This is a genomic window from Tenacibaculum larymnensis (assembly GCF_028829235.1).
In the GTDB taxonomy this organism is placed as follows: domain Bacteria; phylum Bacteroidota; class Bacteroidia; order Flavobacteriales; family Flavobacteriaceae; genus Polaribacter; species Polaribacter larymnensis.
Genome location: NZ_JAIWJY010000004.1, coordinates 231,545 through 256,708, shown reverse-complemented (window position 1 = coordinate 256,708; position 25,164 = coordinate 231,545). Strand labels below are relative to the sequence as shown.

Genomic DNA, 25,164 nt, shown 5'->3' with positions numbered 1-25,164 from the left:
AATTTTGCTTAAAATTTAAACTTATAATCATGAAAAAAATAATATTAAGTATTGTATTAGGAACATTATTTTTTAGTAATGTAAATGCTCAGGAAACTACTAAGACAAATGATTTTAAAAAATGGCAAGCGCGCTTTAGATGGGTAAGTGTTTTACCTAACGAATCAGCAACAATTGGTACTATTGGAGGAGATGTTGAAATAGGTAAAAGTTTTATCCCTGAACTTGACTTTACGTACTATTTTACTGAAAATATAGCAGTTGAATTAATTTTAGGTACAGCAAACCATGATGTAAAAGCAGTAAATACAGCTTTAGGAAACGTTAATTTAGGAGATGTATGGTTGTTACCTCCAACACTAACATTACAATATCATTTTAATATAAGTGATTTTAAGCCTTATGTAGGAGCGGGTGTTAATTATACTATTTTTTACAATGCTGATCCAGGAGCTGTAGTAGATGTAGATTATGAAAATGGTTTTGGGTATGCACTACAATTAGGTTTTGACTATGATTTAGATGATACTTGGTTTTTAAACGTAGATGCTAAGTATATAGGATTAAGTACAGATGTTTCTGTTAATGCAGGTGTAGCAACAGTACCAGCAGAAGTAGATATTAACCCTTTACTTATTGGTTTTGGCGTAGGCATGAGGTTTTAACCGATAAATTATAATCCCCTTTTTTAGAGCTACAATTACGTAGCTCTATTTTTTTGTGTAAAACTTAACAATTAAAATTAATGAATACGTGTAAATTTGTTAGCTAATAAACGACGAACACAAACAAAATTATATGCGACATTTATACATTTTTCTATTATTATTAATAGTTTCGTGTAAACCAAAATTTACCGCCCAAGAAGTAATTGATAAGTCAATAGAGCACTCTAAGTTGAATGAAATAGAGAACGCTACTATATCTTTTAATTTTAGAAAAAACCACTACGAAGCGACTAGAGATAAAGGAACATTTAAACTAGTTAGAGTTATAAAAAATGATTCTGTAACAATAAAGGATATATTGTCAAATGATGCTTTTGAACGATTTGTGAACGATAGTTTAATAGAATTATCTAAAAAAGATGAAAATCGTTATAGTAACTCCGTAAATTCAGTTCATTATTTTTCAGTATTACCCATTGGGTTAAATGATAAGGCTGTTCAAAAAAAGTTACTTGAAGATGTTACTATTAAAGGAAAACAATATTATAAGGTTAGAGTTACTTTTACTGAAGAGGGGGGGGGAGAAGATTTTGATGATGTATTTATTTATTGGTTTGCTAAAGATAACTTTCAATTAAATTACTTAGCGTACAAATACCATACAAATGGAGGAGGAGTACGTTTTAGAGATGTAAAAGAAGAAAAAATAGTGAAAGGAATTCGTTTTGTTGACTATAATAATTACAAGCCTACAGATAAAGATATTGATTTTTTTACTATTGATAAATTATACGAAGAAGGTAAATTGAAGAAATTATCTGAAATCGTTTTAGAAGATATACAAGTAGATACTTTTTAAAATTTTTAGTAACTAAAAGCTATAGAAAACCGAGTGACTTTTTAAGAACACTCGGTTTTTTAAATTAAAAAAAGATATTACAAAATTAACTTATTCAACTGTAATTAGTTTCGCAGGTTTAGGTTTTGCGGCTTCTAATTTTGGAATATTAATTTTTAGCTCGCCATTTTTATAGGTAGCTTTAATCTTTTCACTATCAACAATACCTTTAGGTAGTGTAAAGCTTCTTTTAAACGACATATAACTATATTCTTTTCGTGTATAGTTGTCGTTCGTGTCTTCTTTATTCTCTTTTCTTTCTGATGAAATAGTTAGAATATCATTTTCAAGGTTTACTTGAAAATCTTCCTTATTCATACCAGGAGCAGCTACATCAACTGTAAACTCATTTTCATTTTCTTTAATGTTTACAGCTGGTAATGTAGTATTTGTATCCGAGAAATTTGAAGTAGACCAGTCTCTAAAAAAATCATTAAAGACATTTGGTAATGCTGGAAAATCAGTGCTCTTTAATAACATAACTTTACATTTTTTAGTTAAACATTAATTTTAATAATTATAACTCAAAAAAAATACCAATTAAAAAAAGTGACATTTTTTCATTATTTAAAACGAAAAAAATGTCACTTTTTGAATTGATTTATAGATATTTATATAGAATTATTTTTCTACTAAATCAGATTGATTTCTAAAGACTAATTTATCATCAAAAGCATCTAGTAAAATAATACTATCTGTAGTTATTCTTCCTGATAATATTTCTTTAGATAATTGATTTAAAACCTCTTTTTGAATTACACGTTTTACAGGACGTGCACCAAATTCTGGTTGATATCCTTTTACGGCTAAGTAAGCAATAGCTTCATCAGTAGCATCAAATGTTATATTTTGTTGTGCAATCATCTTTTTAACACTATTCAATTGTAGTTTTACAATTTCTTTAATGTTACCTTCAGATAATGGAGTGAACATAATGATATCATCAATCCTATTCAGAAATTCAGGTCTTACGGATTGTTTTAACAACCCTAAAACTTCTGTTTTTGCTAAGTCCATAGTTGTATGGATGTCTCCCTTCATATTATCAAATTTCTCTTGAATAATATGGCTTCCCATATTAGAGGTCATAATAATGATAGTGTTTTTAAAATCAGCAACACGCCCTTTATTGTCAGTCAATCTACCTTCATCTAGTACTTGTAATAAGATGTTAAAGGTGTCTGGGTGCGCTTTTTCAATCTCATCTAACAATACAACCGAATACGGCTTTCTTCTAACAGCTTCAGTTAATTGTCCACCTTCATCATAACCAACATATCCAGGAGGTGCACCAACTAATCTACTTACTGAATGACGTTCTTGATATTCACTCATGTCAATACGAGTCATAGCATTTTCATCATCAAATAAATATTGAGCAAGTGCTTTTGCTAACTCTGTTTTACCAACTCCTGTTGTACCTAGGAATAAAAAAGAGCCGATAGGTTTATTAGGATTCTGTAAACCAGATCTAGAACGGCGTACAGCATCAGAAACGGCTTCGATGGCTTCTTCTTGACCAACTACTCGTTTGTGTAACTCATCTTCTAAAAGTAATAACTTTTCACGTTCAGACTGTAACATTTTAGTTACGGGAACCCCCGTCCATTTAGCTACAACTTCAGCAATGTCATCATAGGTAACTTCTTCTTTAATTAAAGAGTTTTCTTGTTGATTAGCTAAAACTTCTTGTTGTTTATCAAGCTCTTCTTGTGCGTCTTTAATCTTACCATAACGCAATTCAGCTACCTTACCATAATCACCATTACGCTCAGCTTTTTCAGCTTCAAGTTTATAGTTTTCAATATCAGTCTTTAAGTTCTGAATGGTATCTACAACACTTTTTTCTGATTGCCATTTTGCATTAATCTCATTACGTTCTTCTTTTAAATTAGCTAAATCGGCATTTAAAGATTTTAGTTTAGTTTCATCATTTTCACGTTTAATTGCCTCTATTTCGATTTCTAACTGCATTATTTTACGATCTAGCACATCTAACTCCTCTGGTTTAGAATTAATTTCCATACGTAATTTAGAAGCTGCTTCGTCCATTAAATCAATCGCTTTATCTGGTAAAAAACGATTTGTAATATAGCGTTGAGATAATTCTACAGCACCAATAATGGCCTCATCTTTAACACGAACCTTATGATGTGCTTCATATTTATCTTTAATACCACGTAAAATAGAAATAGCACTCTCAGTATCAGGTTCATCTACCATTACTTTCTGAAAACGACGCTCTAAAGCCTTATCTTTTTCAAAATATTTTTGATACTCGTCCAAAGTTGTAGCTCCAATAGCTCTCAATTCTCCACGAGCTAAAGCAGGTTTTAAAATATTAGCAGCATCCATTGCACCTTGACCACCACCTGCACCAACTAAAGTGTGGATTTCGTCAATAAATAACACGATGTCTCCTTCAGACTTTGTAACTTCTTTTACTACAGATTTTAAACGCTCTTCAAATTCACCTTTATACTTAGCTCCAGCAATTAACGCTCCCATATCTAAGGAGAAAATTTGTTTTTCTTTTAGATTTTCAGGAACATCACCTCTAATAATTCTATGTGCTAACCCTTCTGCTATTGCAGTTTTACCTGTACCAGGTTCACCAACCAGAATTGGGTTGTTTTTAGTTCTACGCGATAAAATTTGTAGTAATCGTCTAATTTCTTCATCACGACCAATTACAGGATCTAATTTTCCATCTTGTGCTAACTGGTTTAAGTTTTTAGCATATTTATTTAAAGAGTTGTATGTCTCTTCGGCACTTTGTGATGTTACACGATTTCCTTTACGTAACTCCTCAATGGCTGCTTTTAAACTTTTTTCAGTAACACCTTGGTCTTTTAATACTTGTGCTATTTGACTTTTAGATTTAAAAATAGCTAAGATTAAATGTTCAATAGATACATATTCATCGTTCATTTTTTTAGCGATGATAGATGCTTCATTTAATGTTTTATTAGCTTCACGAGAAAGCATTAAATCAGCACCAGTAACTTTAGAAAAACTTTCTAATTGCTTATCTAATACTTGCTGTATAACATCGACATTTATATTAAGTTTCTTTAAAATGAAAGGAAGTACATTTTCATCGACTAAAAATAAAGCTTTGAAAATGTGCTCATTTTCTATAAGGTTGTTACCATAACTTTGCGCTAATTGTTGCGCTTGCTGTATGGTTTCTTGTGATTTTATTGTATAATTGTTAAAATTCATATCGTTTTATTTTTTTCTCTGTAAAAGTCAAAATCAGTACCAATTGATTTTTAAAATAAAAAAGAGACATTTTGTCTTTAAAAAATGGGTTTTTATGACTTTTTGACTGATGTAGTGGTAGTTAAGAATAATTATGTTAATAAAAATAAGAATTTTATGGGAGTATTAAACACTCTTTTTGGAAGAAAAGATAAAAATAAAGAGGGAGAAGAAGCGTTTATCAATTGGATTCCTTTAACCTCCTTAGATCAAATAAAGGAGATAAAAGAACGATCTAAAAATGAACCTGTAGCTATTTTTAAACATTCAACAAGATGTGGCATAAGTAGCATGGTTATTAAACGTTTTGTAAACAGTTTTGATGAGGATTTAAAAGATTTTAAAGTGTATTATCTAGACTTACTTAGTTATAGGGAAATTTCTAATGAAATAGGGTACACTTTTCAGGTTTTACATCAATCACCTCAGTTGTTGGTAGTTAAAAATGAAGAAGTAATTTCACATGCTTCTCATTATGATATTGCTCGTATTGATTTGAAGAAATTTTAAAAAAGATGCCATTTTTAATGGGATTTCCTTAAATACCTCGTATTTTTGCATATTTCAAAATTATAGAGATTTGAGTAACGAAACAGCAACTTCACAACCAAAGAAAGGAAAAAATCTATACGATTATCAAAAAGAAGCATTGCACAAAATTTTCAAAAGTTTTGAGAATGCCCCCGAAAATTACCATTTACTTTATCAACTACCTACAGGAGGAGGAAAAACAGTTATTTTCTCTGAAATTACACGTCAATACTTAAAACATTATCAAAAGAAAGTATTGATAATGACGCACCGAATAGAATTGTGTAAGCAAACAGCAAAAATGCTTAAAGAGTTTGGTGTAGTAAACAAAATTATAGACAGTAAAGCAAGTTTAGATGACCAAGATGAGTTTGATTGCTTTGTAGCTATGGTAGAGACTTTAAACAATCGTTTGAATGACGATATGTTAGATATTTCGGATGTTGGTTTAGTAATTATTGATGAGGCACACTATAACTCATTTACTAAGCTATTCAAGTTTTTTGATAAGTCTTTTATATTAGGTGTAACAGCCACTCCTTTAAGTTCAAATATAAAACTTCCTATGAAGGATAATTATGATGAGCTTATAGACGGAGAAAGTATTGGTGCTTTAATTCAGAATGAATACTTAGCAAAAGCTAACATCTATTCTTATAATGTAGGGTTAACTTCATTAGAAGTAGGGGCTAATGGTGATTATACCGTAAAATCATCTGAAGATTTATATACGAATACAGATATGCTTTCTAAGCTTTTACAAGCTTATGAAGAACGAGCAAAAGGAACAAAAACCTTGATTTTTAACAATGGTATAAATACATCACTGCATGTGTATGATACTTTTAAAAGAGCAGGTTATCCAATTGCACATTTAGATAATACGAATACAAAGAAAGAACGTGATTTTATCCTAAAGTGGTTCCACAAAACTCCTAATGCAATTATTACTTCGGTAAGTATCTTAACAACAGGATTTGATGAACCATCAGTACAGTCAATTATTTTAAATAGAGCAACAAAATCGTTAACATTATACTACCAAATGATTGGTCGAGGTTCTCGTATTTTACCAGGGAAATCAGAGTTTAATGTAATTGATTTAGGTAATAACTTCCATCGTTTTGGACCTTGGGGAGCAGATTTAGATTGGCAAAAAATGTTTAGAGCACCAAATTTCTATTTAGATAACTTATTATCTGATGAAGAAATAGAAAGTGACTTTAGATATGAGCTACCTGCAGATGTAAAAGCAGAGTTTGCAAATTCTGAAGATTTATACTTTGATGTTAAAAAAGTATACAGAGATACCATACAAGGAGGAGAGTCTTCAAAACGAGTGTTAGAAAAATCAATAGAACATCATGCAAAAATGTGTGTTGAAAATAGTGAAGATGTTTTTGATGCGTTAATCTTAGCTAAAAAGTTAGGAGGCGATATAGATGATAGAATTTTTAGATACTCTAAATGTATTTCAAAAAGCACACATAATTTTATCGACTGGTTGCAAGATGACTATCGTAAAAAGCTAAATAGTTATTTACGCAGTAATTTTGATGAAGTGTATGAGGAAATTTATGGATATCCACCACCAGAAGAAGAATAAAAAAATAAAAGAAAATAAAAATCCAGTTCGAAAGAACTGGATTTTTTTATAATTATACTTAGGTTAAAGTATTATTTGGCTGGTAATACTTTACCAGAACATTCACCAAAACCAATACGTATTTTTTCATTTTTACAGTAACCGCGCATAATAACTGTATCGTTATCATTTATAAATTTACGCTCGCTTCCGTCGTTCATTTTTATTGGATTTTGACCTCTCCAAGTTAACTCTAACATAGATCCAAAGCTATCTTGAGTTGGTCCAGAAATAGTACCACTTCCCATCATATCTCCAGCATTTACAGGACATCCGTTAACAGTATGGTGTGTTAATTGTTGTACCATTGTCCAGTACATATACTTAAAATTAGAATTACATACAACTGTTTCTTCCTTACCTTCTGGTTGAATAGCCATTTGTAAGTTAATGTCATAACTGTCTTTTCCTTCTTTCTTTAAATAAGGTAAAGGCTCATAAACTTGCTCTGGGTTATCTACTCTAAAAGGCTCTAAGGCATCTAAAGTAACAATCCAAGGAGAAATAGTTGAAGCAAAACTTTTTCCTAAGAAAGGGCCTAAAGGAACATATTCCCAAGCTTGGATATCACGAGCAGACCAGTCATTAAATAATACTAATCCGAAGATATATTCTTCTGCTTCTTCAATAGGGATTCTTTCTCCTAAATCATTTGCTACTGTAGTAATAAATGCCATTTCTAATTCAAAATCTAATAATTTTGAAGGTCCGAAATTAGGTTTAGTTTCACCTTCACTTGGACGTTGTTGTCCTATAGGGCGACGGATAGGAGTTCCTGATGGTACAATTGAAGAACTTCTTCCATGGTAACCAATAGGAATTTGTAACCAGTTTGGTAATAAAGCATTTTCAGGATCTCTAAATAAGCTTCCTACATTGGTAGCATGTTCCTTACTTGCATAAAAATCGGTATAATCTCCTACAGAAACAGGAAGTTGCATTTCAACTTCGTCCATTCTAAAGATTATCTTGTCTTTGTGTTCAGCGTTATCTCGTAGCTTACTATTTTTTACATCAAAAATATCCGCAATTCTATTACGAACTAAACGCCAAGTTTTACGTCCATCAGCAATAAAATCATTTAAGGTATCTTGTAAGAAGATATCGTCTGTTAACGGAATTCCATCAAAATATCCTAATTGGTGTAAGGCACCTAAATCAATTGCATAGTCACCAATTCTTGTACCAATCGTTATAATATCATCTTTTGTAAGAAAAACCCCAAAAGGTATATTTTGAATAGGAAAATCTGAGTCTTCAGCTACAGTTAACCAAGATTTTCTATTCGGGTTATTAGCAGTTATTTCCATTTATCGTTTTGTTATATTTTTCATCAAACCTACATATTTTTTTCAATTTACCCCAAAAAGATGAGTAAAAAAAATGCTAAAGTATTTTTGTAGATACTTCTTGTAAAATCCATATAATTTGAATAATAAAATTAGTACTTTTGGCTACTTTATGTAACAACACACAACATGCAAAAAGATCATCAAATATTTGATTTAATTCAAGAAGAAAAAGAACGTCAACTAAACGGTTTAGAGTTGATTGCTTCTGAAAATTTTGTAAGCGACCAAGTAATGGAAGCTCAAGGATCAGTTTTAACAAATAAATATGCTGAAGGATACCCAGGTAAACGTTATTATGGTGGGTGTGAAGTAGTAGATATCGTTGAGCAAATTGCGATTGATAGAGCTAAAGAATTATTTGGAGCTGAGTATGTAAACGTACAACCACACTCTGGAAGTCAGGCAAACACAGCTGTTTTTGCAGCATGTTTACAACCAGGTGACACTATTTTAGGATTCGATTTATCTCATGGAGGTCACTTAACACACGGTTCGCCAGTAAACTTTTCAGGAAAATTATATAATCCAGTATTTTATGGTGTAGATAAAGAAACTGGATATATAGATTATAATCACTTAGAGCAACAAGCTAAGGAGCATAAACCTAAATTAATTATTGCAGGTGCTTCAGCGTATTCTCGTGATATGGACTTTAAGAAGTTTAGAGAGATTGCAGATAGTGTTGGTGCTATTTTAATGGCTGATATTTCTCATCCAGCAGGATTAATAGCAAAGGGAATTTTATCTGATCCGTTACCACACTGTCATATTGTTACTACAACAACCCACAAAACATTACGTGGACCTCGTGGAGGAATGATTATGATTGGGAAAGATTTTGAAAATCCATTCGGATTAAAATTAAAATCAGGAAAATTAAAGAAAATGTCTACGTTGATTAACTCTGCGGTTTTCCCAGGAAATCAAGGTGGACCATTAGAGCATGTTATAGCTGCAAAAGCAGTTGCTTTTGGAGAAGCATTAACAGATGAGTTCTTAGAATATCAAATTCAAGTTAAAGAAAATGCACAAGCAATGGCGAAAGCATTTGTGGGGAAAGGATATGAAATTATTTCTGGAGGTACAGATAACCATTGTATGTTAATTGATTTACGTAACAAAAAGATTACAGGTAAAGCTGCTGAAGATGCTTTAGGAAAAGCAGAAATTACAGTAAACAAAAACATGGTTCCTTTTGATACTGAATCACCATTTGTTACTTCTGGTATCCGTGTAGGTACTGCTGCAGTTACTACTCGTGGCTTAAAAGAAGAAGATATGGAAGTTATCGTTGATTTAGTTGATGAAGCATTAATGAATGCTGAGAACGAAGAAGTATTAGAGGCAGTAGGAGAGAAGGTATATGACTTGATGCATAATAGACGTTTGTTTATTATGTAGAAGAAGTCTCTTCTAATAGTATAAATAAAAAGGTCGTTCTAAAACATTTTAGAGCGACCTTTTTTATTCGTCATTATCTTGAGCTCGCTCAAGAATTTTTTCAGGTAGCGCTTTTTTAGCTTTAGCTCCCATTTTCTTTAATTTTTCTACACTCGTAATTAAGTTTCCACGACCTTCAACTAATTTATTCATGGCAGCAGCATAATCGGCTTTAGTTCCATCTATTTTTTTACCAATATTAACCAAGTCAGCCAATAATCCGTTAAACTTATCATACAAAGCACCTGCTTGTCGTGCAATCTCTAAAGCATTGCGTTGTTGCTTTTCGTTATTCCACATGGTATCAATAGTACGTAATGTAGCTAATAAAGTAGTAGGGGTAACGATAACGATATTTCTTTCAAAAGCTTTATTATAAAGGGTGTTGTCTTCGTTTAAAGCTACTGCAAAAGCAGGTTCAATAGGTACAAATAACAATACAAAATCAGGAGATTCTATCTTATAAATATCTTCATATTTTTTTTCTGAAAGCTGCTCAACATGTCGCTTTAATGAGTTTACATGCTCTTTTGCAAAACGCTCTTTTATAATATCGTCTTCACTATTTACATATTGTTCATAAGCAGTTAAAGATACTTTTGAATCGACTACCATTTTTTTGTTGTCAGGTAGGTGAATTACTACATCGGGCATGATACGTTTACCTTCATCATTGGTAAAAGATTGTTGAACAAAGTATTCTCTGTCTTTTTCTAAACCAGATTTTTCTAAAACACGTTCTAAGACTAGTTCTCCCCAGTTTCCTTGGGTTTTACTATCACCTTTTAAAGCTTTGGTTAGGTTTAATGTTTCCTTACTCATTTGAGCATTTAATTCTTTTAATCCTAATAATTGCTCCTTTAAAGCAGAATGCATTGAAATGCTTTCTTTTTGAGTATCTTCAACCTTCTTTTCAAAAGTTTGAATTTTTTCCTGTAGCGGATTTAAAATATCCTTTATGTTTTTCTTATTTTGCTCAGTAAACTTGTTCGATTTTTCATCCAGAATTTTGTTTGCTAAATTTTCAAACTCTTTGGTAAACTTATCTTGTAGTTTTTCTACTTCTTCTTTATTTTCTTGAAGTTTTAACTGAACGTTTTTTAATTCTTCATTCTTTCTAGCTAATTCAAGAGCAGTAAACTCTTTTTCACGACGCAACTCACTATTCTCTTTAGTTTTTTCGTCTAACCTATTTAAAAAGTCTTCCTTTTGTTGAGAAAATGACTCTTCCTTTTCTTTTTTCTGAATTTCAAAATTAGCTTGATGGTTTTGTAGGGTTACAATCTCTTTTTCTAAATCAGAAGTTTGTTGTTTAAACTTTAGTTTAGAGAGTAAGTTTCCAATAACAAACCCAATTAGCAAGGTACTAATAGCAATTAAAATAAGTAAAAGAGTGGTATTCATTAGAATAAATAAAAGTTAATTAAGTGAACAAATATAGGACAAGATAGGTTAAAATTATTTGATTTTTGTAGGGAAAACCGTATCATTGACCTTTATACCTAGTAAATGATATCTAAATTTATATTTCACAAAGTTTTAGGCTGGAAGGTAGTTGGAGATTTTCCAAGAGACTTAAAAAAATATGTTGTTATTGGAGCTCCACATACGAGCTGGAAAGACTTTCCGATTGCTATTTTAGCAAGAAATACCATTGGTGTGAGAGTCAACTTTATAGGTAAAGCATCGTTATTCAAACCTCCTTTTGGGTTTATTTTTAGAGCTTTAGGGGGTGCTCCTGTTGATAGAAGCAAAAGCACGAATAAGGTTGATGCTATTGTGGCTGTTTTTAATCAGCACGAAGAATTCCGTTTGGCATTGTCTCCAGAAGGAACTCGTGCTAAAGTAACCTCATGGAAAACAGGATTTTATTATATTGCTAAAGGAGCTAATATTCCTGTGGTTATGTTTGCTTTCGATTTTGAGAACAAGCAAATTATTATAGCGCCTCCTTATTACTTAACAGATGATATGAACGCTGATATGAATCATTTTTATGATTTTTATAGAGATATCAAAGGAGCAAAGCCAGAGCTCTTCTCAGTACCTGATAAAGAGTAAAACAAACGTTAAATACTCTTATTTACTTGAAAATTTTACGATATTTAAGTATCTTGTAGAAGGTTTAAAAACAGTAAGATATGAAAAGGTTTGTTTTTTTAATTAGTATGACTTTTATACTGCTTAGTTGTGCTTCTTCCAAAAATGCAACTCAAGCAGAAATAGATAACTTAAACGCTCTTATAGAAAGTAAAACTTTTGAAATAGAAGCAGAATGGGCAGAACCCATGGTTACAAATGCAATGGCACAAATAGCTAATGCAGGTTTGTTACCTATAGGAAGTAACGCAGGAAACATTAACTTAGTAGGGAATAGTAATTTTTTCAGAATGAAAAAAGATACTGTTGCAGCCTATTTACCATATTTTGGTGAGCGACAAGCAGGTGGTTCTTATGGAGGTACAGATATTGGTATTGAGTTTGAAGGAGTTCCTAAAGATTTAGTTGTGTCTGAGGATAAAGAGAATAGCTACAAAATAAGTTTTAAGATAAAAGATAAAAATACAACAACTGAAAACTACAATGTTATAGTTAGAGTATATCCTAGTTTATCGAGTACCATTTATGTAAATAGTACGCAGAAAAATTCAATTAGATATAGAGGTAAGGTATTTAAAACTTCAGAAGAAAAGTAAAATATTGTATATAATACTGTATTTTTAGTAGCTCATTACAATAATGTATGGAGCTACCTAACTTTAAAAAGTATCTTATTGAAAAAGGAGGATTATCAAAAGATGATTACCTTCAAATACAACCGTTTATTTCTCTTAAAAACGTTTCTAAAAGTGATTTTTTATTAAAAGAAGGAGATGTGTGTTCTCATTTCTTTTTTGTAGAAAAAGGTTTGTTACGTTTATATGCCTTAAATGAAGAAGGGAAAGAAAATATTTTACAGTTTGCTACTGAAAATTGGATTGTGAGTGATAGAGGAAGTGTTTATTTTCAACAACCATCGACATATTATATTGACGCTGTAGAAGATACACTAGTGATAATGTTAGACGAGGACTTTATTAATAAAGTATCAAAAATAAATACTGATTTTAGAAGAAAAAATGAGCATTTGTTACAAAAACATATACGTCAATTATACAAACGTATTAGTCAACTACTAGGAGCATCAGCAAAAAGACGTTATTTAGATTTTGTAAACATGTATCCAGATATTATGTTACGAGTTCCTCAATGGATGATTGCTTCTTACTTAGGGATTACCCCTGAAAGCCTTAGTCGCGTTCGCAAAGCACTAGCTGAGGAAAACTTCAAACCAAATAATTGAGGTACGAGTTATAATTGTTGATTTACGGTTGTTAGATAATCGTAATTCGTTCTTACCATAGGTCAATGCATACCTTTTTTTGTTGCCGTAATTTTACAGTGAAATAAAAAAGGATTTATTATGAGACATTTAAATGCATTAGTTGTAACCCAAAATACAACAATGGCCAAAATTTTGAATTGGCAAGTTTCAACTGTTACAAATGTCGAAACAGCCATTGAAAAATTACATCAACAAGCATACAAGGTTTTGGCTGTTTCAAAAGATACTAATGAAATAGATAAAAATAAACTACAAAAGATTATAACTGTGTTATTTCCTAGTGCAATTTTAGTTGAGTTTAGCAATGAGTCTACACTTTCTGAAAGTGTTAAGAATGGATATTGGTCTAAAAACAAACCTCAATTACAACGTAGTTATTTAGACAATTCATTTGATATTGAATTAGCCAGTAGTTTATAGTAATTAAAAGAAAGGAATTTAAAATGAAAACAAGAAGTATAGAAAAAATAGTAAAACCAGGAACTCCACATTTTGTAGGTGATGGATTTAGAGTTCATAATTTTATACCAGGAACTTCAACAATGCAACGAATGGATCCGTTTATTATGTTGGATTATAATTCTAAATATAATTTTCCTCCAACAGATAAACCAAAAGGCGTAGGAGTTCATCCACATAGAGGTTTTGAAACTGTAACAATAGCTTATAAAGGGCGTGTTGAACATGGAGATAGTGCTGGAGGTGGAGGAATTATTGGTGAAGGTGATGTACAGTGGATGACGGCAGCTTCAGGAGTTTTGCACAAAGAATTTCACGAAACTGAATGGAGTAAAAAAGGAGGAGAGTTTCAAATGGTACAATTATGGGTAAACCTTCCTGCTAAAGATAAAATGAGTCCGCCAAAATATCAAGCAATAGCTAATACAGAAATGGCTAAAATACCATTAGCAGATGGAGGAGGAGAAGTAGAGGTAATTGCAGGAGAATATAAAGGAAACAAAGGGCCTGCATCTACATTTTCGCCAGTTAATATGTTTAATGTAAAGTTGAAGAAAGGAGTAAAAACACAGTTAACCTTTCCTAAAAACTATACTACTGCTATTTTATCAGTTGAAGGTAGTGTTAAAGTGAATGAATCAAATAATGTTTTAGAAGATCACTTTGCATTATTTAAAAATGATGGAGATACATTTACTTTAGAAGCCTTAGAAGATGCGGTAATTTTAGTATTAAGCGGAGAGCCTTTAAACGAACCTATTGCAGCACATGGACCTTTTGTAATGAATACTCAAGAGGAGCTTGTGAAGGCTTTTCAGGACTTTAATACAGGAAAATTTGGGTATTTAGAAGATTAACAATAACTTTAAAAGGCAACTCTTTGGTTTAGAGTTGCTTTTTTTGATTAAATCCTTAATAGGTATAAAAATGTCTAACACAAAACTAATAATTGAAGAGCGAGCAGCAAATATTGGAAATTTTCTAGTAGGACGCTTGTTACCTTTTAGACAAAAACGAATGGTAGGCCCTTTTATCTTTATCGATCATATAGGGCCCGTGTATATGAATGATAAAGAAAATTTAGATGTAGCTATGCATCCACATATAGGCTTATCAACACTCACTTTTTTGTTTGAAGGTGCCATAGTACACCGTGATAGTATAGGTACTGAAATAGAAATAACTCCAGGAGCTGTGAATTGGATGACAGCAGGAAAAGGAGTAGTACATACTGAAAGAACTCCCGAACGGTTAAGGAATTCAACCAAAAAGCTTCATGGATTACAAATATGGGTGGCTTTACCTTTAAGTGAAGAGCAATGTGAACCTTCTTTTGCACACGTTTCTGCGGATGAGATTCCTAGTTGGGAAGACGATGGAGTACAGTTTAAGCTCATTGCAGGAAAAGCCTTTGGTAAACAATCGCCTGTTCCAGTATATAGTCCATTATTTTTTATTGAAATTAAGTCGATTAAAACACAAACAATCACTATTGGAGATCATTTGTTTGGTGAGAGTGCTTTGTATATTCTAGAAGGAAGTATTACTAGTGATGGACATACTTATGGAGAAAAGCAGTTATTAGTAGCAAAAGATAGTACTTTATGCGCCTTTGAAATAGCTGCCAATTCTACCGTGTATATTTTTGGAGGAAACCCTTTTCCTGAAGAACGTTTTATCGAGTGGAACTTCGTAGCTTCTAATAAAGAATTGATAGAAAAAGCGAAAGAAAATTGGAAGGGTAATAAATTTCCTTCTGTACCAAACGAGACAGAGCGAATCTCCTTACCAGAACAGCGACGTTTTGGAGGGTAATGAATAATGTAATTAATAACAATTATATGAAAACAGGTAGATTAGAAGCATTTAGCGATGGTGTTTTAGCCATTGTAATTACCATTATGGTATTAGAAATGAAAGCTCCAGAAGATACTACATTTAAAGGACTATTATCTGTAGCTCCCGTATTTATAAGTTACTTACTAAGTTTCATTTATTTAGGAATATATTGGAATAACCATCATCATTTAATGCAGGTAACGCAAAAAGTAAATGGTACAATTTTATGGGCAAACTTACACTTACTCTTTTGGTTGTCTTTAATTCCATTTACTACTAGTTGGGTAGGAGAGCATGGTAATTATAATGAAGCCTTACCTGTAGCTATATACGGATTTGTTTTGTTCATGAGTGCAATAGCTTATTTTATACTGGAAAGAGTTTTAATTAAATACCATGATGATAACTATGCATTATCTAAACTATGTGCTAATGGATTCAAAGAGTATGCTTCTTTAATTTTATACCTTTTAGCTATACCATTAGCTTATTCATATACATGGATTGCTATACTGTTTTATGTAGTAGTAGCATTTTTTTGGTTAATTCCTGAAAGAAGGTTAGAAAGTTTTGTTGAGGATAATTAAAAGTAAGGTTTTTCCATACTAAAATTATGGTTTTTTAACTGGGAAGCTTTTTTTTAAAAGTTAATTTAGGAACGTGAAATAAATATTTATAACCCCAAAAAACTTTATAATGAAAAAAGTGATTTTAAACGTAGAAGGATCTCAAGAGTTAACAAAAACAACATTAAAAAATATTAAAGGAGGAGGACCTTTTCCTTTCCCTAAAGAATGTGGAGGAGATGGCTCTTATATCTACCAAGATGGAGTAAAAGTATGTTGTTATCAACCTACAACTATGGATTATATTTGTTAATACTTTTTTTAAGAAGTATTTAAAACTGCTTAAGGAACCCCTTAAGCAGTTTTTTATTATAAGCCTAACTTATTCATTTTTTCTTTTTCATACCTACTATCTTCGGCAGGGTAGCGTAAAATGGCCTCATATTTTTTAGAATCCTTAGCTAAAGCATAAATTAAACTTTCGCCAGCATAGTTAGGAGTTTGATTGTAGATAGGATCGGTATAAGCTTCTTTGGTAGAAACGATAGTCCAACCTTTTTCTTTAAATAACTGTATTAAATCATCTATAAATAATGCAGCAGCAAGGTTATGGTGCAGTAATACGTTATGCTTAATATGTCGCCCGGTAAGTTCAAAAGAGATTTTTTCATAAAACTGAGCACGATTCCAGATATGTTCCAAGTAAAATTTTCTAAACTTATTGATGTCAAAAGAAGAATCTGTACGTAGTTTTTTAATCAAACGACTATCTATATACCAATCAGAAGCATCAATAGTTACATATCCATTTTTATAGTTTTGCTCTTTTAAAAAGTTACGAAAAGATTCAATTTTTTCTTTCGAGTTTCCTTCTTTAAGGTATGGAAACCTAAAGTATTTTTGATAATTAGAATACTGTTTAATGAGGCTGTCATTTTTCAGTAATTCATTTTTAAACTGCTCAAAAGTTACCTTAGAACTGTTGTAATTAGGGTGTGTATAGGTATGATTTGCAATACTGTGTCCGTCATTATTCCAAGACTCTAATAAATGTTTCCCTCGTTTACTATCTTTACCTTTTCCTGTAACAAACAAAGTAGCTTTTACATTGTTATCTCGTAACTTTTTAAGTAACATAGCATTCCATTTTTCAAAAGAATATCCAGGTCTGTCACCTAAAGTACCATCATCAAAAGTAAAACTGATAGATTGTGCATATATAGAACTATATAATACAGAACAAAATGTAATCAATAGGAGGTTAAGTAGGAATATGTTTTTTTTCATGTTTTAATCTTTCTTAGTAATGTTATTAAACAGAATTCTCCCACAAATTTTATGGGAGAACTGCTTTTTGTTTTAATAAAAGATAATTATTCTTTAAAGAAATTTATAGGATTTACTTGTGCTTCTTTATAGTGTACTTCATAATGTAAGTGCGATCCTAATGATGCACCAGTGTTACCTACATACCCTATAACATCTCCTTTTTTAACCGATTGATTTTCTGTAACATTAAACTTTTGTAAGTGTGCATACCATGTTTGGTACCCATCACTATGTTCAATTACAATTAAATTTCCCCATTTGTTTTGGTCAGCAGCTTTGGCAACAACACCATCAGCAGTAGCAATAACAGGTGTTCCTATAGGTGCTTTAATATCAATACCTTTGTGCATCATTTTTTTACCTTTTTTTAACGGATTTCTTCGCTTTCCGTAGGAGCTACTGATGTCATTTTTACTTTTTCCTTGCACAGGAAAAAGAGTAGGAGGGTCAAGAACAAACTCCTTAGCTAACTGGGGAGTTGTACTTGGTAAGAGTTTTTCAGTTGTGTTTGGCTTGGTAAACGCCAAACAAAGACTTGCAGCACCCATAATGAATACTGAGTAGGTGAGTTTGTACACCTTAGCCGTAGGCTTCTTTGTGATCATATCTATTCGCTTTTTGATTACTGATTGATTAAAATAACTATACAAGTTATTAGCATGTGCTGTTTCTTTTTCAATGTTTTGTAAAAGAGCCTGTAGGTAATTGGATGTTTTAATTGGTCCGTTTAATACCCAGCTATCTGCTTGATATTCGTGTATCGCTTTTAACGATTTTCGATAAGTATATACTAACGGATTGAACCAAAATAAGACAATATAGGCTTCAGCAAATAACACATCTATAGAGTGTTTTAGCTGCACATGTGCTTTTTCGTGTGCTATTATCAGTGTACTTTCTGTAGGATTCAAATGTTTAGAAATGAATATCCAATTAAAAAATGAAAAAGTACTGGCATGATTGGTTTGTATGAGTTGATAATTGTTTTCAAACGTAACTTCTGATCGCTTCTTTAGTTGAAATAATAACCAAAGGGAATGTAACAGTCGCAAGAATACTAACAAGCTTCCTAATATATACAAACCAAAAAGGATGGTTTTAAAATTATAGGTTTGTGTACTTGTTTTTTCAATAGTATCAACTAATACCGTTTCGCCGTTTGTAACAAATTCGCTGAACTGTGGAATTTGAATTATGGTTGAAGAGGTTTCAAAAGTTAACAAATAAGATAAAGGAGTTAATAAAGCTACTACAGGTATTAAAAGCAATATAAATCGGTTTACTTTATGAAATGTTACTCGACTACCTACAATGATATAAAGTAGGTACAGGCAAGAAAATACCAGACTGCTTTGAATGAGATAAATTAAAAAACTAGTCATTTTTTTCTTTTAACGTTTCTATTTTATCTTCAATAAGATTCTTAATTTCTTCTAATTCAGTTAGGTTAAAGTCTTCATTTTCTGTAAAAAACAAAGCAAACTTACTTTTAGAACCGCTAAAAAAACTTCCAATCACATTTTTAAAATGTTTTTTAAAATATTGTTCTTTAGTAATGGTAGGAGCGTACTGTCGTACTTTACCAAAGGTTTCAAAATTTAGAAAACCCTTTTTTACCAAAACACGTACTACGGTTGATATAGTTGTATAGGCAGGTTTAGGTTCTGGGTATTGTTCTACAATATCTTTTAAGAAAGCTTTGTTAAGCTTCCATACATATTGCATTACTTGTTCTTCGGCTTTTGTAAGTTCATTCATACAGCAAATATAGAACTATTTTGTAACTATAACTATAATTATAGTAATGAAACTATTTTTATAGTCGTTAAAGTTTTGTTAAGTGATTATAAGACTAGTAAACTAAGAGGATGGGTGAAATATAAAAGTAGTAAAGTTTAGTTCAATAATTTATCGATATTCATTTTATACATTTTTCCAATAGGTATACTATGATCTCCTATCAGAATTCTATTACCCTCTATACTACTAATATGCCTTTTGGTTACTGCAAATGATTTATGCACTTGTAAAAAATCATTCTCTGTAAGTAATAGTAATACATCGGATATTTTTTCTCTTACAGTAACAGTAGTATCAGTGGTCACTATTTTTGTGTAGTTTCCAGCAGCTTCTATAAACTGAATTGTATGAAGTGTAACTTGAATGTATTTTTTATTGCTACGAAGAAAAATACTGTTGGTATTCTCAGTATTATTTTTAGAAACGTTTTGTACTTGAGTTTTTTGAGAAGTACCAATAACTTTATTTACAGCTTTTAAAAAGCGTTCAAAACCAAAGGGTTTAAGTAAATAATCAACTATGTTAAGCTCATAACCTTCAAGGGCAAACTCTTTATACGCTGTAGTAACAATTACTTTAGGAGGAGAAGCTAAGGTCTTTAAAAACTCAAATCCTTTAAGTTTAGGCATGTTTAAATCAAGAAAAATTAAATCTACCTGATGTTTATTTAAATACTCTAAAGCTTCAATAGCATCATAGCAATGCTTTTGAAGTTCCATTGTTGGTAATAAATCGCAATAACCCTTAATAATATCGTGAGCAATATGCTCATCGTCTACAATTATATATTTAATCATAAGTTCTTAATATTTAGGTTAGCGTAATAGACGTCTCCAGTTTTAGAAGTAGTTAAAGTATGATTTTTAGGATATACTAACTCTAATCTTCGTTTTAAGTTTTGTAAACCAATACCTTCATCTTGATTTTCTTCCGAAGCATCAAAATTATTCTCAATTTCAAAATGTATAGCATTTTGGTGAGCCTTTAAAGTTAAATGTACGTAGGCGTTATTTCTTAAATTTTCGACACCATGCTTAAAAGCATTTTCCAAAAGAATAATAAAAAGTAAAGGCATTACTTTATAATCGTTATCTGTTATATCAATCTTGAATTGTATATCAATAGCTTTATGATAACGCATTTTATGAAGTTCGATGTAATTTTGTAGATAGGTTACTTCTTCAGAAAGTAAAACGGTGTCTTTTTCACCATCATAAACACTATAACGCATCATATCAGAAAGCTTTAAAATAAGCTCTTGCGCTTTTTTAGCATCTTTACCTACCAGACCATAAAGGTTGTTAAGTGTATTAAAAAAGAAATGAGGATTTACCTGACTTTTTAGATGCATTAATTCAGTTTTTGTTTTTTCATTTTTCAATCGAATAATCGATTTTATTTGCTTAAACAACCAATAAAAGAAAGTAGAAAATGCCACTAAAAAATAGAGAGTTATAAACTCTACAAAGCCTTCTAGCTTGCCAAAAGTATCATTAAAAGCGACAATAATTATACCTATTAAAACAAGAGATATTCTATAAATACGCTTAAAAACAGTCTTCTTTCTATCCGTAATATTAAAATTCATAAGTCAATATTAGTCAAATAAAATACGCCTCACAAATTAGTTGACAAACATCTCTTTTGTAGGGATAAGCGTATGGTTAACTGTGATAAAATACTTTTATAGCCTTAAGGTACTGTTTGTATCACACAATACTGTTGGTTTATCACATAACTTTTAATAGTAGAAAGGGTAAGGCTAGGTTTGTTCAATATCAATTAAACACTCAAAAAAAATGAACAGTTTAACCATTAATAATTTAAGTAAAACCTATGCAAATGGTGTAAAAGCACTGCAAAATGTGTCGTTAGAAATACCTAAAGGAATGTTTGGTTTATTAGGTCCTAACGGAGCAGGAAAATCAACCTTAATGCGAACTATTGCCACTTTACAAGATGCTGATGAAGGTTCTGTAATGCTTGATGACCTAAATGTAGCGAATGATAAGAATTCCGTGAGAAAAGTACTCGGATATTTACCACAACAGTTTGGTGTATACCCAAAAGTATCTGCTGAAGCTTTATTAAATCATTTGGCAGTATTAAAAGGAATTACCAATAAAAAGGAACGAGATGAACTGGTAAAAGCATTATTACATAAAACAAATTTGTATGAAGCTAGAAAACGAAATTTATATGGTTACTCAGGAGGAATGAAGCAACGTTTTGGTATTGCCCAGGCATTACTAAATAGCCCTAAATTACTTATTGTTGATGAACCTACTGCGGGATTAGATCCTGCCGAACGCAATAGGTTTTACAACTTATTAAGTGAAGTTGGTGAAAACACCATTGTCATTCTATCAACACATATTGTAGAGGATGTTAAAGAACTATGCACTAATATGGCCATCATCAATCAAGGGCAAGTAGTATTAAAAGGAAGTCCTTTAAAACTTATAGAAAACTTAGAAGGCAAAGTATATCAAAAAACAATTAAAAAACAAGAATTAGAGCAGTATAAACAAGAGTATAGGGTTATTAATGAAAAGTTATTCCTAGGAAAACCAATCATAAATATTTTGAGCGAATCTGACCCCAAAAATGGGTTTACCTCTGTATCTGCCGGATTAGAAGATGTGTATTTCTCACAAATAAATAATTATTAATACAGGTAAAATTATGTGGTACGAAATATTCAAATTTGAACTAAAATATAGAGCTAAACGTCCTGAAACGTATGTATTTTTTGTGTTTCTCTTTTTGTTTTCAATCGTAGGTGTCGATTTTGTTTTTCAAGGAGTAGAAATAGGGATGATGAAAAAAAACAGTCCATTAATCATAGCGAAAACCATGGGAGCCATTACAGGGATTTTTATGATTATGGTATCTATGATTATGGGAGTTCCCATACTTCGCGATTATCAGTACAATATAGAAGCATTGCTGTTTACAAATCCCATTAAAAAACGCGATTATTTAGTAGGACGATTTTTAGGTTCTTTTACGGTATTGCTAATCATCTTTAGTGGAATACTATTTGGAATGATGGTGGGTGAGTATATGCCTTGGCATAAAGATATGCTACCCTTTAACGCTACTAGTTATATACAATCGTTTATAATCATTGTTTTACCCATACTATTCTTCGGAGCTTGTCTATTTTTTGTATCAGGAATGTTGAGTAGAAAATTGTTAGTTGTTTATACACAAGGTATCATATTATTTGTGGTCTTTTTACTAACTAAAGCGATAACAAATGAGTTTTTACAAGCAATTTTAGATCCTTTTTCTTTAACTACCTTAACACAGGTAGCTAAGGATTTATCAGCTGTAGAAAGTAGTGTGCTTGAGATACCATTTAGCGGAGTGTTATTTTACAATAAGTTGTTTTGGAGCTTATTAGGAATAGTTGTCTTACTTGTTGGTTATCGTAAATTTTCGTTTAGTTTATTAACTAAAACACCAAAACGAAAAAGAGTAGAGTTAGAGAAAAAGTCAAAGAATTTTACAAAAACAAATTATCCAATTCCTAGCATAAATATCAATTATAGTTTTAAAACACAGTGCTTACAGTTACTAAAGCTTTCTCAATTTTATGTCAAATCACTATTAAAGGAAACATCATTTTGGGCAATTGCTATTTGTGGAATTATCATTATTCTTATTAACTCTGTGAATTTAGGAACTGTTTACGATGTAGATAGTTATCCAGCAACCTATTTTATAGTAGAAGAATTACAAGAAATGTCGATGTATTTCTTTATCATCATTCTTATATTTTATTCAGGAGAACTTATTTGGAAAGAACGTACAGTCAAACTGAGTTTGATATACGATGCTACCTCTATTTCCGATACAATTGCTTTAACCAGTAAGTTTATTGCTCTTATAGCTATTTACATAGTATTGATGTTGAGTTTGATTGCTACAGGAATTCTATTTCAGGTAGCTAATGGCTACTATCAATTTGAGTTTGATGTATATTTTTTCGGATTCTTTGTAGAAATATTACCTTTCTTGATACTATATACTTTTGTAGCCTTTTTCTTCCAAGCAATTAGTAATAACAAATTTGTTGGTATTTTTTTAGTGCTCCTTTTTTTCATTGCAAATATTGCTTCAGAATATTTAGGGTTTCAGCATAGTTTATACAAGTTTGGAGGTAAAACACTAGGAACCTATTCTGAAATGAATGGTTATGGTCATTTTTTACAACCTTATTTGTGGATTAAAGCCTATTGGTTAGTGTTTGGGGTTATATTGTTAATCATTAGTGCGTTATTAATAACAAGAGGTATTGAAACTCGTCTTATAAAACGCTTAAAATCTTTAAAATACCGAATAACAAAGCCTCTAGCAAAGTATTTAATTGTAGCAAGTATATTCTTTGTGTGTGTTGGAGGTTATATATTTTACAATACCAATATTCTTAATGATTATTGGACAAATACTGAAGAAACAGCCTTTAGAGTTAACTACGAAAAAACATTAAAACCTTTTGAATACCTTCCACAACCAAAAATTACAGCGGTAAACCTAAAAGTAGAACTGTATCCTAAAACAAGAGGTTATGAAGTTGAAGGTTATTATATGCTGAAAAACACGTTTGATAAACCTATCAATGAAATTCATATTCAAAAACTAATCGCATCTCATGTACAGTTAGATTCTCTAAGCTTTGAAGACGTTAAGACAGAAAAGAAAGAGTACAATCCATTTGAATATACCGTTTACACCTTATCTAAAGAGCTATCACCTAACGATTCTATAAAGATGAGCTTCAAACAAACCTATAAACCAAAAGGATTTACCGATGAAAACATAAAAACTCATATTGTACAGAACGGAACGTTTTTTAATAATGAGGAATTTCCCACAATCGGTTACAATAGAAAATATGAGCTTCGAGATACAGACGAACGAGCAAAATTTCAGCTAAAACCAAGACTGAATAAGGTTAGGAGGGAAGACACTCATGAGCTTGTAAATGCACGTTCAGGGAGTGATTCTGACGGAATATATTTCGAAATGATTATAGGTACAGCTTCAGATCAAACTGCGGTGGTTCCAGGGAATTTAATTAAACAATGGAAACAAGAGAATCACAACTATTTTTACTATAAAATGAATCAACCGATGATTAATTTTTATAGTGTTGTTTCCGCGAGATATGCTACTTTAAAGGATAAGTGGATTTCTAAAGACAAAACAGTCGATTTGGAAATTTACTATCACAAAAAACACGATTATAATCTAGATAGAATGATACATTCTATGAAAAAATCGCTTGATTATTTTAGTACTCATTTCAGTCCGTATCAGTATAAGCAATTACGTATTATGGAGTTTCCTAGGTATGCAGAATTTGCACAATCTTTTCCAGGTACGATTCCGTTTTCTGAAGCAATTGGTTTTGTGTTGGATATTGACGACAAAAAAGATGTAGACATGGCTTTTTATGTAACAGCGCATGAAGTAGCGCATCAATGGTGGGGAATGCAAGTAGAAGCAGCCAATGTACAAGGAAAGCATATGATTTTAGAAACCTTAGCACAATATGCAGCCTTAATGGTTTTAAAAAATAATTATCCGAAGGAAAAAGTAACACAGTTTTTAGCATATCAAAAAGAAACCTATGATAGAGAGCGAAAGAAAACTAAAATGCCAGAACCTTCTTTAGCATTGGTAGGAAATCAAGACTATGTGTATTACAACAAAGGTGCTTTAGCAATGTACATACTGCAAGATAAGATTGGAGAGGATAAGGTGAATTTGGCGTTACAACGATTTATTGAAGATTGGAATACCTACAACGGAAAAATAAAAACAACGACGAACAGATATGCTACAACTAAGGATTTATTACACTACTTAAAAGAAGTAACTCCTAGCTCGTTACAGTACCTTCTTCATGATTTATTTGAAACCGTAGATAGCAAAGAAATTGTTTTAAATAAAAAGAACTGATAACTAAAAACAATA

General features: G+C 31.3%; 24 protein-coding genes. 15 read left to right on the top strand and 9 right to left on the bottom strand.

The annotated features are described in order from the left end of the window. Positions 1–29: 29 nt before the first annotated feature. Positions 30–665 carry an OmpW/AlkL family protein gene (locus LCI24_RS08110; RefSeq protein ID WP_274639929.1) on the top strand — a complete coding sequence of 212 codons (636 nt, stop codon included), beginning with the start codon at positions 30–32 and terminating at the stop codon, positions 663–665. 133 nt (positions 666–798) lie between these two features. Beyond that, positions 799–1,527 (top strand): DUF6503 family protein, encoded by a 729-nt coding sequence (locus LCI24_RS08105; protein WP_274639928.1) that lies wholly within the window; start codon positions 799–801, stop codon positions 1,525–1,527. 90 nt (positions 1,528–1,617) lie between these two features. Here the strand turns inward: LCI24_RS08105 and LCI24_RS08100 are convergent, their stop codons facing one another. Continuing rightward, complete coding sequence (locus LCI24_RS08100; RefSeq protein ID WP_274639927.1) at positions 1,618–2,046, bottom strand: Hsp20/alpha crystallin family protein; 429 nt, start codon at positions 2,044–2,046, stop codon at positions 1,618–1,620. A gap of 141 nt (positions 2,047–2,187) precedes the next feature. Beyond that, positions 2,188–4,791: an ATP-dependent chaperone ClpB gene (gene clpB / locus LCI24_RS08095; protein WP_274639926.1), complete on the bottom strand. Its 2,604-nt coding sequence runs from the start codon at positions 4,789–4,791 to the stop codon at positions 2,188–2,190. A gap of 84 nt (positions 4,792–4,875) precedes the next feature. Between clpB and ytxJ the strand changes: the two genes are divergently transcribed. Together ytxJ and LCI24_RS08085 are read left to right on the top strand one after the other, a co-directional pair. Continuing rightward, entirely contained in the window at positions 4,876–5,340 is a 465-nt protein-coding gene (ytxJ, locus tag LCI24_RS08090) for a bacillithiol system redox-active protein YtxJ (RefSeq protein ID WP_313813506.1), read from the top strand. Positions 5,341–5,410: 70 nt separating this feature from the next. Then, on the top strand, positions 5,411–6,967 hold the full coding sequence (locus tag LCI24_RS08085; protein ID WP_274639925.1) for a DEAD/DEAH box helicase: 1,557 nt from the start codon (positions 5,411–5,413) through the stop codon (positions 6,965–6,967). Positions 6,968–7,038: 71 nt separating this feature from the next. Here the strand turns inward: LCI24_RS08085 and fahA are convergent, their stop codons facing one another. After that, positions 7,039–8,316, bottom strand: coding sequence for a fumarylacetoacetase (gene fahA / locus LCI24_RS08080; protein ID WP_274639924.1), 1,278 nt, complete (start codon positions 8,314–8,316; stop codon positions 7,039–7,041). Positions 8,317–8,484: 168 nt separating this feature from the next. On the opposite strand from fahA, the gene glyA reads away from it, so the two are divergent. Next, entirely contained in the window at positions 8,485–9,759 is a 1,275-nt protein-coding gene (gene glyA / locus LCI24_RS08075) for a serine hydroxymethyltransferase (protein ID WP_274639923.1), read from the top strand. Between the two features lie 63 nt (positions 9,760–9,822). On the opposite strand, the gene LCI24_RS08070 is transcribed toward glyA, so the two are convergent. Continuing rightward, positions 9,823–11,202: a DNA recombination protein RmuC gene (locus tag LCI24_RS08070; RefSeq protein WP_274639922.1), complete on the bottom strand. Its 1,380-nt coding sequence runs from the start codon at positions 11,200–11,202 to the stop codon at positions 9,823–9,825. Between the two features lie 105 nt (positions 11,203–11,307). Here LCI24_RS08070 and LCI24_RS08065 point away from each other — a divergent pair, with 105 nt between their 5' ends. The 8 genes from LCI24_RS08065 to LCI24_RS08030 all read left to right on the top strand — a co-directional run bounded on the left by LCI24_RS08065 (position 11,308) and on the right by LCI24_RS08030 (position 16,360). Then, the gene (locus LCI24_RS08065; protein WP_124588739.1) at positions 11,308–11,859 is read left to right on the top strand and encodes a 1-acyl-sn-glycerol-3-phosphate acyltransferase; all 552 of its coding nucleotides are present in this window, start codon (positions 11,308–11,310) and stop codon (positions 11,857–11,859) included. Between the two features lie 80 nt (positions 11,860–11,939). Continuing rightward, positions 11,940–12,494, top strand: coding sequence for a DUF4251 domain-containing protein (locus LCI24_RS08060; RefSeq protein WP_274639921.1), 555 nt, complete (start codon positions 11,940–11,942; stop codon positions 12,492–12,494). A 47-nt stretch (positions 12,495–12,541) separates the two neighbouring features. Then, positions 12,542–13,141, top strand: a complete 600-nt coding sequence (locus LCI24_RS08055; RefSeq protein ID WP_274639920.1) for a Crp/Fnr family transcriptional regulator — start codon at positions 12,542–12,544, stop codon at positions 13,139–13,141. A 120-nt stretch (positions 13,142–13,261) separates the two neighbouring features. Next, on the top strand, positions 13,262–13,603 hold the full coding sequence (locus LCI24_RS08050) for a hypothetical protein (protein WP_274639919.1): 342 nt from the start codon (positions 13,262–13,264) through the stop codon (positions 13,601–13,603). A gap of 23 nt (positions 13,604–13,626) precedes the next feature. Next, entirely contained in the window at positions 13,627–14,499 is an 873-nt protein-coding gene (locus tag LCI24_RS08045) for a pirin family protein (RefSeq protein ID WP_274639918.1), read from the top strand. Positions 14,500–14,569: 70 nt separating this feature from the next. After that, a complete protein-coding gene (locus LCI24_RS08040; RefSeq protein ID WP_274639917.1) occupies positions 14,570–15,457 on the top strand; it encodes a pirin family protein in 888 nt (295 codons plus the stop codon). Positions 15,458–15,483: 26 nt separating this feature from the next. Beyond that, the gene (locus LCI24_RS08035; RefSeq protein WP_274639916.1) at positions 15,484–16,068 is read left to right on the top strand and encodes a TMEM175 family protein; all 585 of its coding nucleotides are present in this window, start codon (positions 15,484–15,486) and stop codon (positions 16,066–16,068) included. Between the two features lie 109 nt (positions 16,069–16,177). Next, positions 16,178–16,360 (top strand): hypothetical protein, encoded by a 183-nt coding sequence (locus LCI24_RS08030; protein ID WP_274639915.1) that lies wholly within the window; start codon positions 16,178–16,180, stop codon positions 16,358–16,360. 56 nt (positions 16,361–16,416) lie between these two features. Here LCI24_RS08030 and LCI24_RS08025 read toward each other — a convergent pair whose 3' ends face one another. The 5 genes from LCI24_RS08025 to LCI24_RS08005 form a co-directional block, all read right to left on the bottom strand. Beyond that, positions 16,417–17,334 (bottom strand): polysaccharide deacetylase family protein, encoded by a 918-nt coding sequence (locus LCI24_RS08025; protein ID WP_274639914.1) that lies wholly within the window; start codon positions 17,332–17,334, stop codon positions 16,417–16,419. An 86-nt stretch (positions 17,335–17,420) separates the two neighbouring features. Next, a complete protein-coding gene (locus LCI24_RS08020; RefSeq protein ID WP_274639913.1) occupies positions 17,421–18,758 on the bottom strand; it encodes a peptidoglycan DD-metalloendopeptidase family protein in 1,338 nt (445 codons plus the stop codon). Next, entirely contained in the window at positions 18,751–19,134 is a 384-nt protein-coding gene (locus tag LCI24_RS08015; RefSeq protein WP_274639912.1) for a BlaI/MecI/CopY family transcriptional regulator, read from the bottom strand. The genes LCI24_RS08020 and LCI24_RS08015 overlap by 8 nt, the downstream gene beginning before the upstream one ends. A gap of 137 nt (positions 19,135–19,271) precedes the next feature. Beyond that, positions 19,272–19,973 (bottom strand): LytR/AlgR family response regulator transcription factor, encoded by a 702-nt coding sequence (locus LCI24_RS08010; RefSeq protein WP_274639911.1) that lies wholly within the window; start codon positions 19,971–19,973, stop codon positions 19,272–19,274. Then, positions 19,970–20,764, bottom strand: coding sequence for a sensor histidine kinase (locus LCI24_RS08005; protein ID WP_274639910.1), 795 nt, complete (start codon positions 20,762–20,764; stop codon positions 19,970–19,972). Before LCI24_RS08005 ends, LCI24_RS08010 begins: the two co-directional genes overlap by 4 nt. Positions 20,765–20,975: 211 nt before the next feature. Here LCI24_RS08005 and LCI24_RS08000 point away from each other — a divergent pair, with 211 nt between their 5' ends. Next, positions 20,976–21,848 carry an ABC transporter ATP-binding protein gene (locus tag LCI24_RS08000; protein ID WP_274639909.1) on the top strand — a complete coding sequence of 291 codons (873 nt, stop codon included), beginning with the start codon at positions 20,976–20,978 and terminating at the stop codon, positions 21,846–21,848. Between the two features lie 13 nt (positions 21,849–21,861). Next, the gene (locus LCI24_RS07995) at positions 21,862–25,149 is read left to right on the top strand and encodes a M1 family aminopeptidase (RefSeq protein WP_274639908.1); all 3,288 of its coding nucleotides are present in this window, start codon (positions 21,862–21,864) and stop codon (positions 25,147–25,149) included. Positions 25,150–25,164: the final 15 nt, after the last annotated feature.

Bases quoted from the DNA above. Each gene is read 5' to 3' on its own strand.
- LCI24_RS07995 (WP_274639908.1), top strand. From the start codon at position 21,862: ATGTGGTACGAAATATTCAAATTTGAACTAAAATATAGAGCTAAACGT.
- LCI24_RS08055 (WP_274639920.1), top strand. From the start codon at position 12,542: ATGGAGCTACCTAACTTTAAAAAGTATCTTATTGAAAAAGGAGGATTA.
- LCI24_RS08025 (WP_274639914.1), bottom strand. From the start codon at position 17,334: ATGAAAAAAAACATATTCCTACTTAACCTCCTATTGATTACATTTTGT.
- ytxJ (WP_313813506.1), top strand. From the start codon at position 4,876: ATGGGTTTTTATGACTTTTTGACTGATGTAGTGGTAGTTAAGAATAAT.
- LCI24_RS08000 (WP_274639909.1), top strand. From the start codon at position 20,976: ATGAACAGTTTAACCATTAATAATTTAAGTAAAACCTATGCAAATGGT.
- LCI24_RS08045 (WP_274639918.1), top strand. From the start codon at position 13,627: ATGAAAACAAGAAGTATAGAAAAAATAGTAAAACCAGGAACTCCACAT.
- LCI24_RS08020 (WP_274639913.1), bottom strand. From the start codon at position 18,758: ATGACTAGTTTTTTAATTTATCTCATTCAAAGCAGTCTGGTATTTTCT.
- LCI24_RS08110 (WP_274639929.1), top strand. From the start codon at position 30: ATGAAAAAAATAATATTAAGTATTGTATTAGGAACATTATTTTTTAGT.
- LCI24_RS08015 (WP_274639912.1), bottom strand. From the start codon at position 19,134: ATGAATGAACTTACAAAAGCCGAAGAACAAGTAATGCAATATGTATGG.
- LCI24_RS08035 (WP_274639916.1), top strand. From the start codon at position 15,484: ATGAAAACAGGTAGATTAGAAGCATTTAGCGATGGTGTTTTAGCCATT.
- LCI24_RS08005 (WP_274639910.1), bottom strand. From the start codon at position 20,764: ATGAATTTTAATATTACGGATAGAAAGAAGACTGTTTTTAAGCGTATT.
- fahA (WP_274639924.1), bottom strand. From the start codon at position 8,316: ATGGAAATAACTGCTAATAACCCGAATAGAAAATCTTGGTTAACTGTA.
- LCI24_RS08050 (WP_274639919.1), top strand. From the start codon at position 13,262: ATGAGACATTTAAATGCATTAGTTGTAACCCAAAATACAACAATGGCC.
- glyA (WP_274639923.1), top strand. From the start codon at position 8,485: ATGCAAAAAGATCATCAAATATTTGATTTAATTCAAGAAGAAAAAGAA.
- LCI24_RS08060 (WP_274639921.1), top strand. From the start codon at position 11,940: ATGAAAAGGTTTGTTTTTTTAATTAGTATGACTTTTATACTGCTTAGT.
- clpB (WP_274639926.1), bottom strand. From the start codon at position 4,791: ATGAATTTTAACAATTATACAATAAAATCACAAGAAACCATACAGCAA.
- LCI24_RS08040 (WP_274639917.1), top strand. From the start codon at position 14,570: ATGTCTAACACAAAACTAATAATTGAAGAGCGAGCAGCAAATATTGGA.
- LCI24_RS08100 (WP_274639927.1), bottom strand. From the start codon at position 2,046: ATGTTATTAAAGAGCACTGATTTTCCAGCATTACCAAATGTCTTTAAT.
- LCI24_RS08065 (WP_124588739.1), top strand. From the start codon at position 11,308: ATGATATCTAAATTTATATTTCACAAAGTTTTAGGCTGGAAGGTAGTT.
- LCI24_RS08030 (WP_274639915.1), top strand. From the start codon at position 16,178: ATGAAAAAAGTGATTTTAAACGTAGAAGGATCTCAAGAGTTAACAAAA.
- LCI24_RS08105 (WP_274639928.1), top strand. From the start codon at position 799: ATGCGACATTTATACATTTTTCTATTATTATTAATAGTTTCGTGTAAA.
- LCI24_RS08070 (WP_274639922.1), bottom strand. From the start codon at position 11,202: ATGAATACCACTCTTTTACTTATTTTAATTGCTATTAGTACCTTGCTA.
- LCI24_RS08010 (WP_274639911.1), bottom strand. From the start codon at position 19,973: ATGATTAAATATATAATTGTAGACGATGAGCATATTGCTCACGATATT.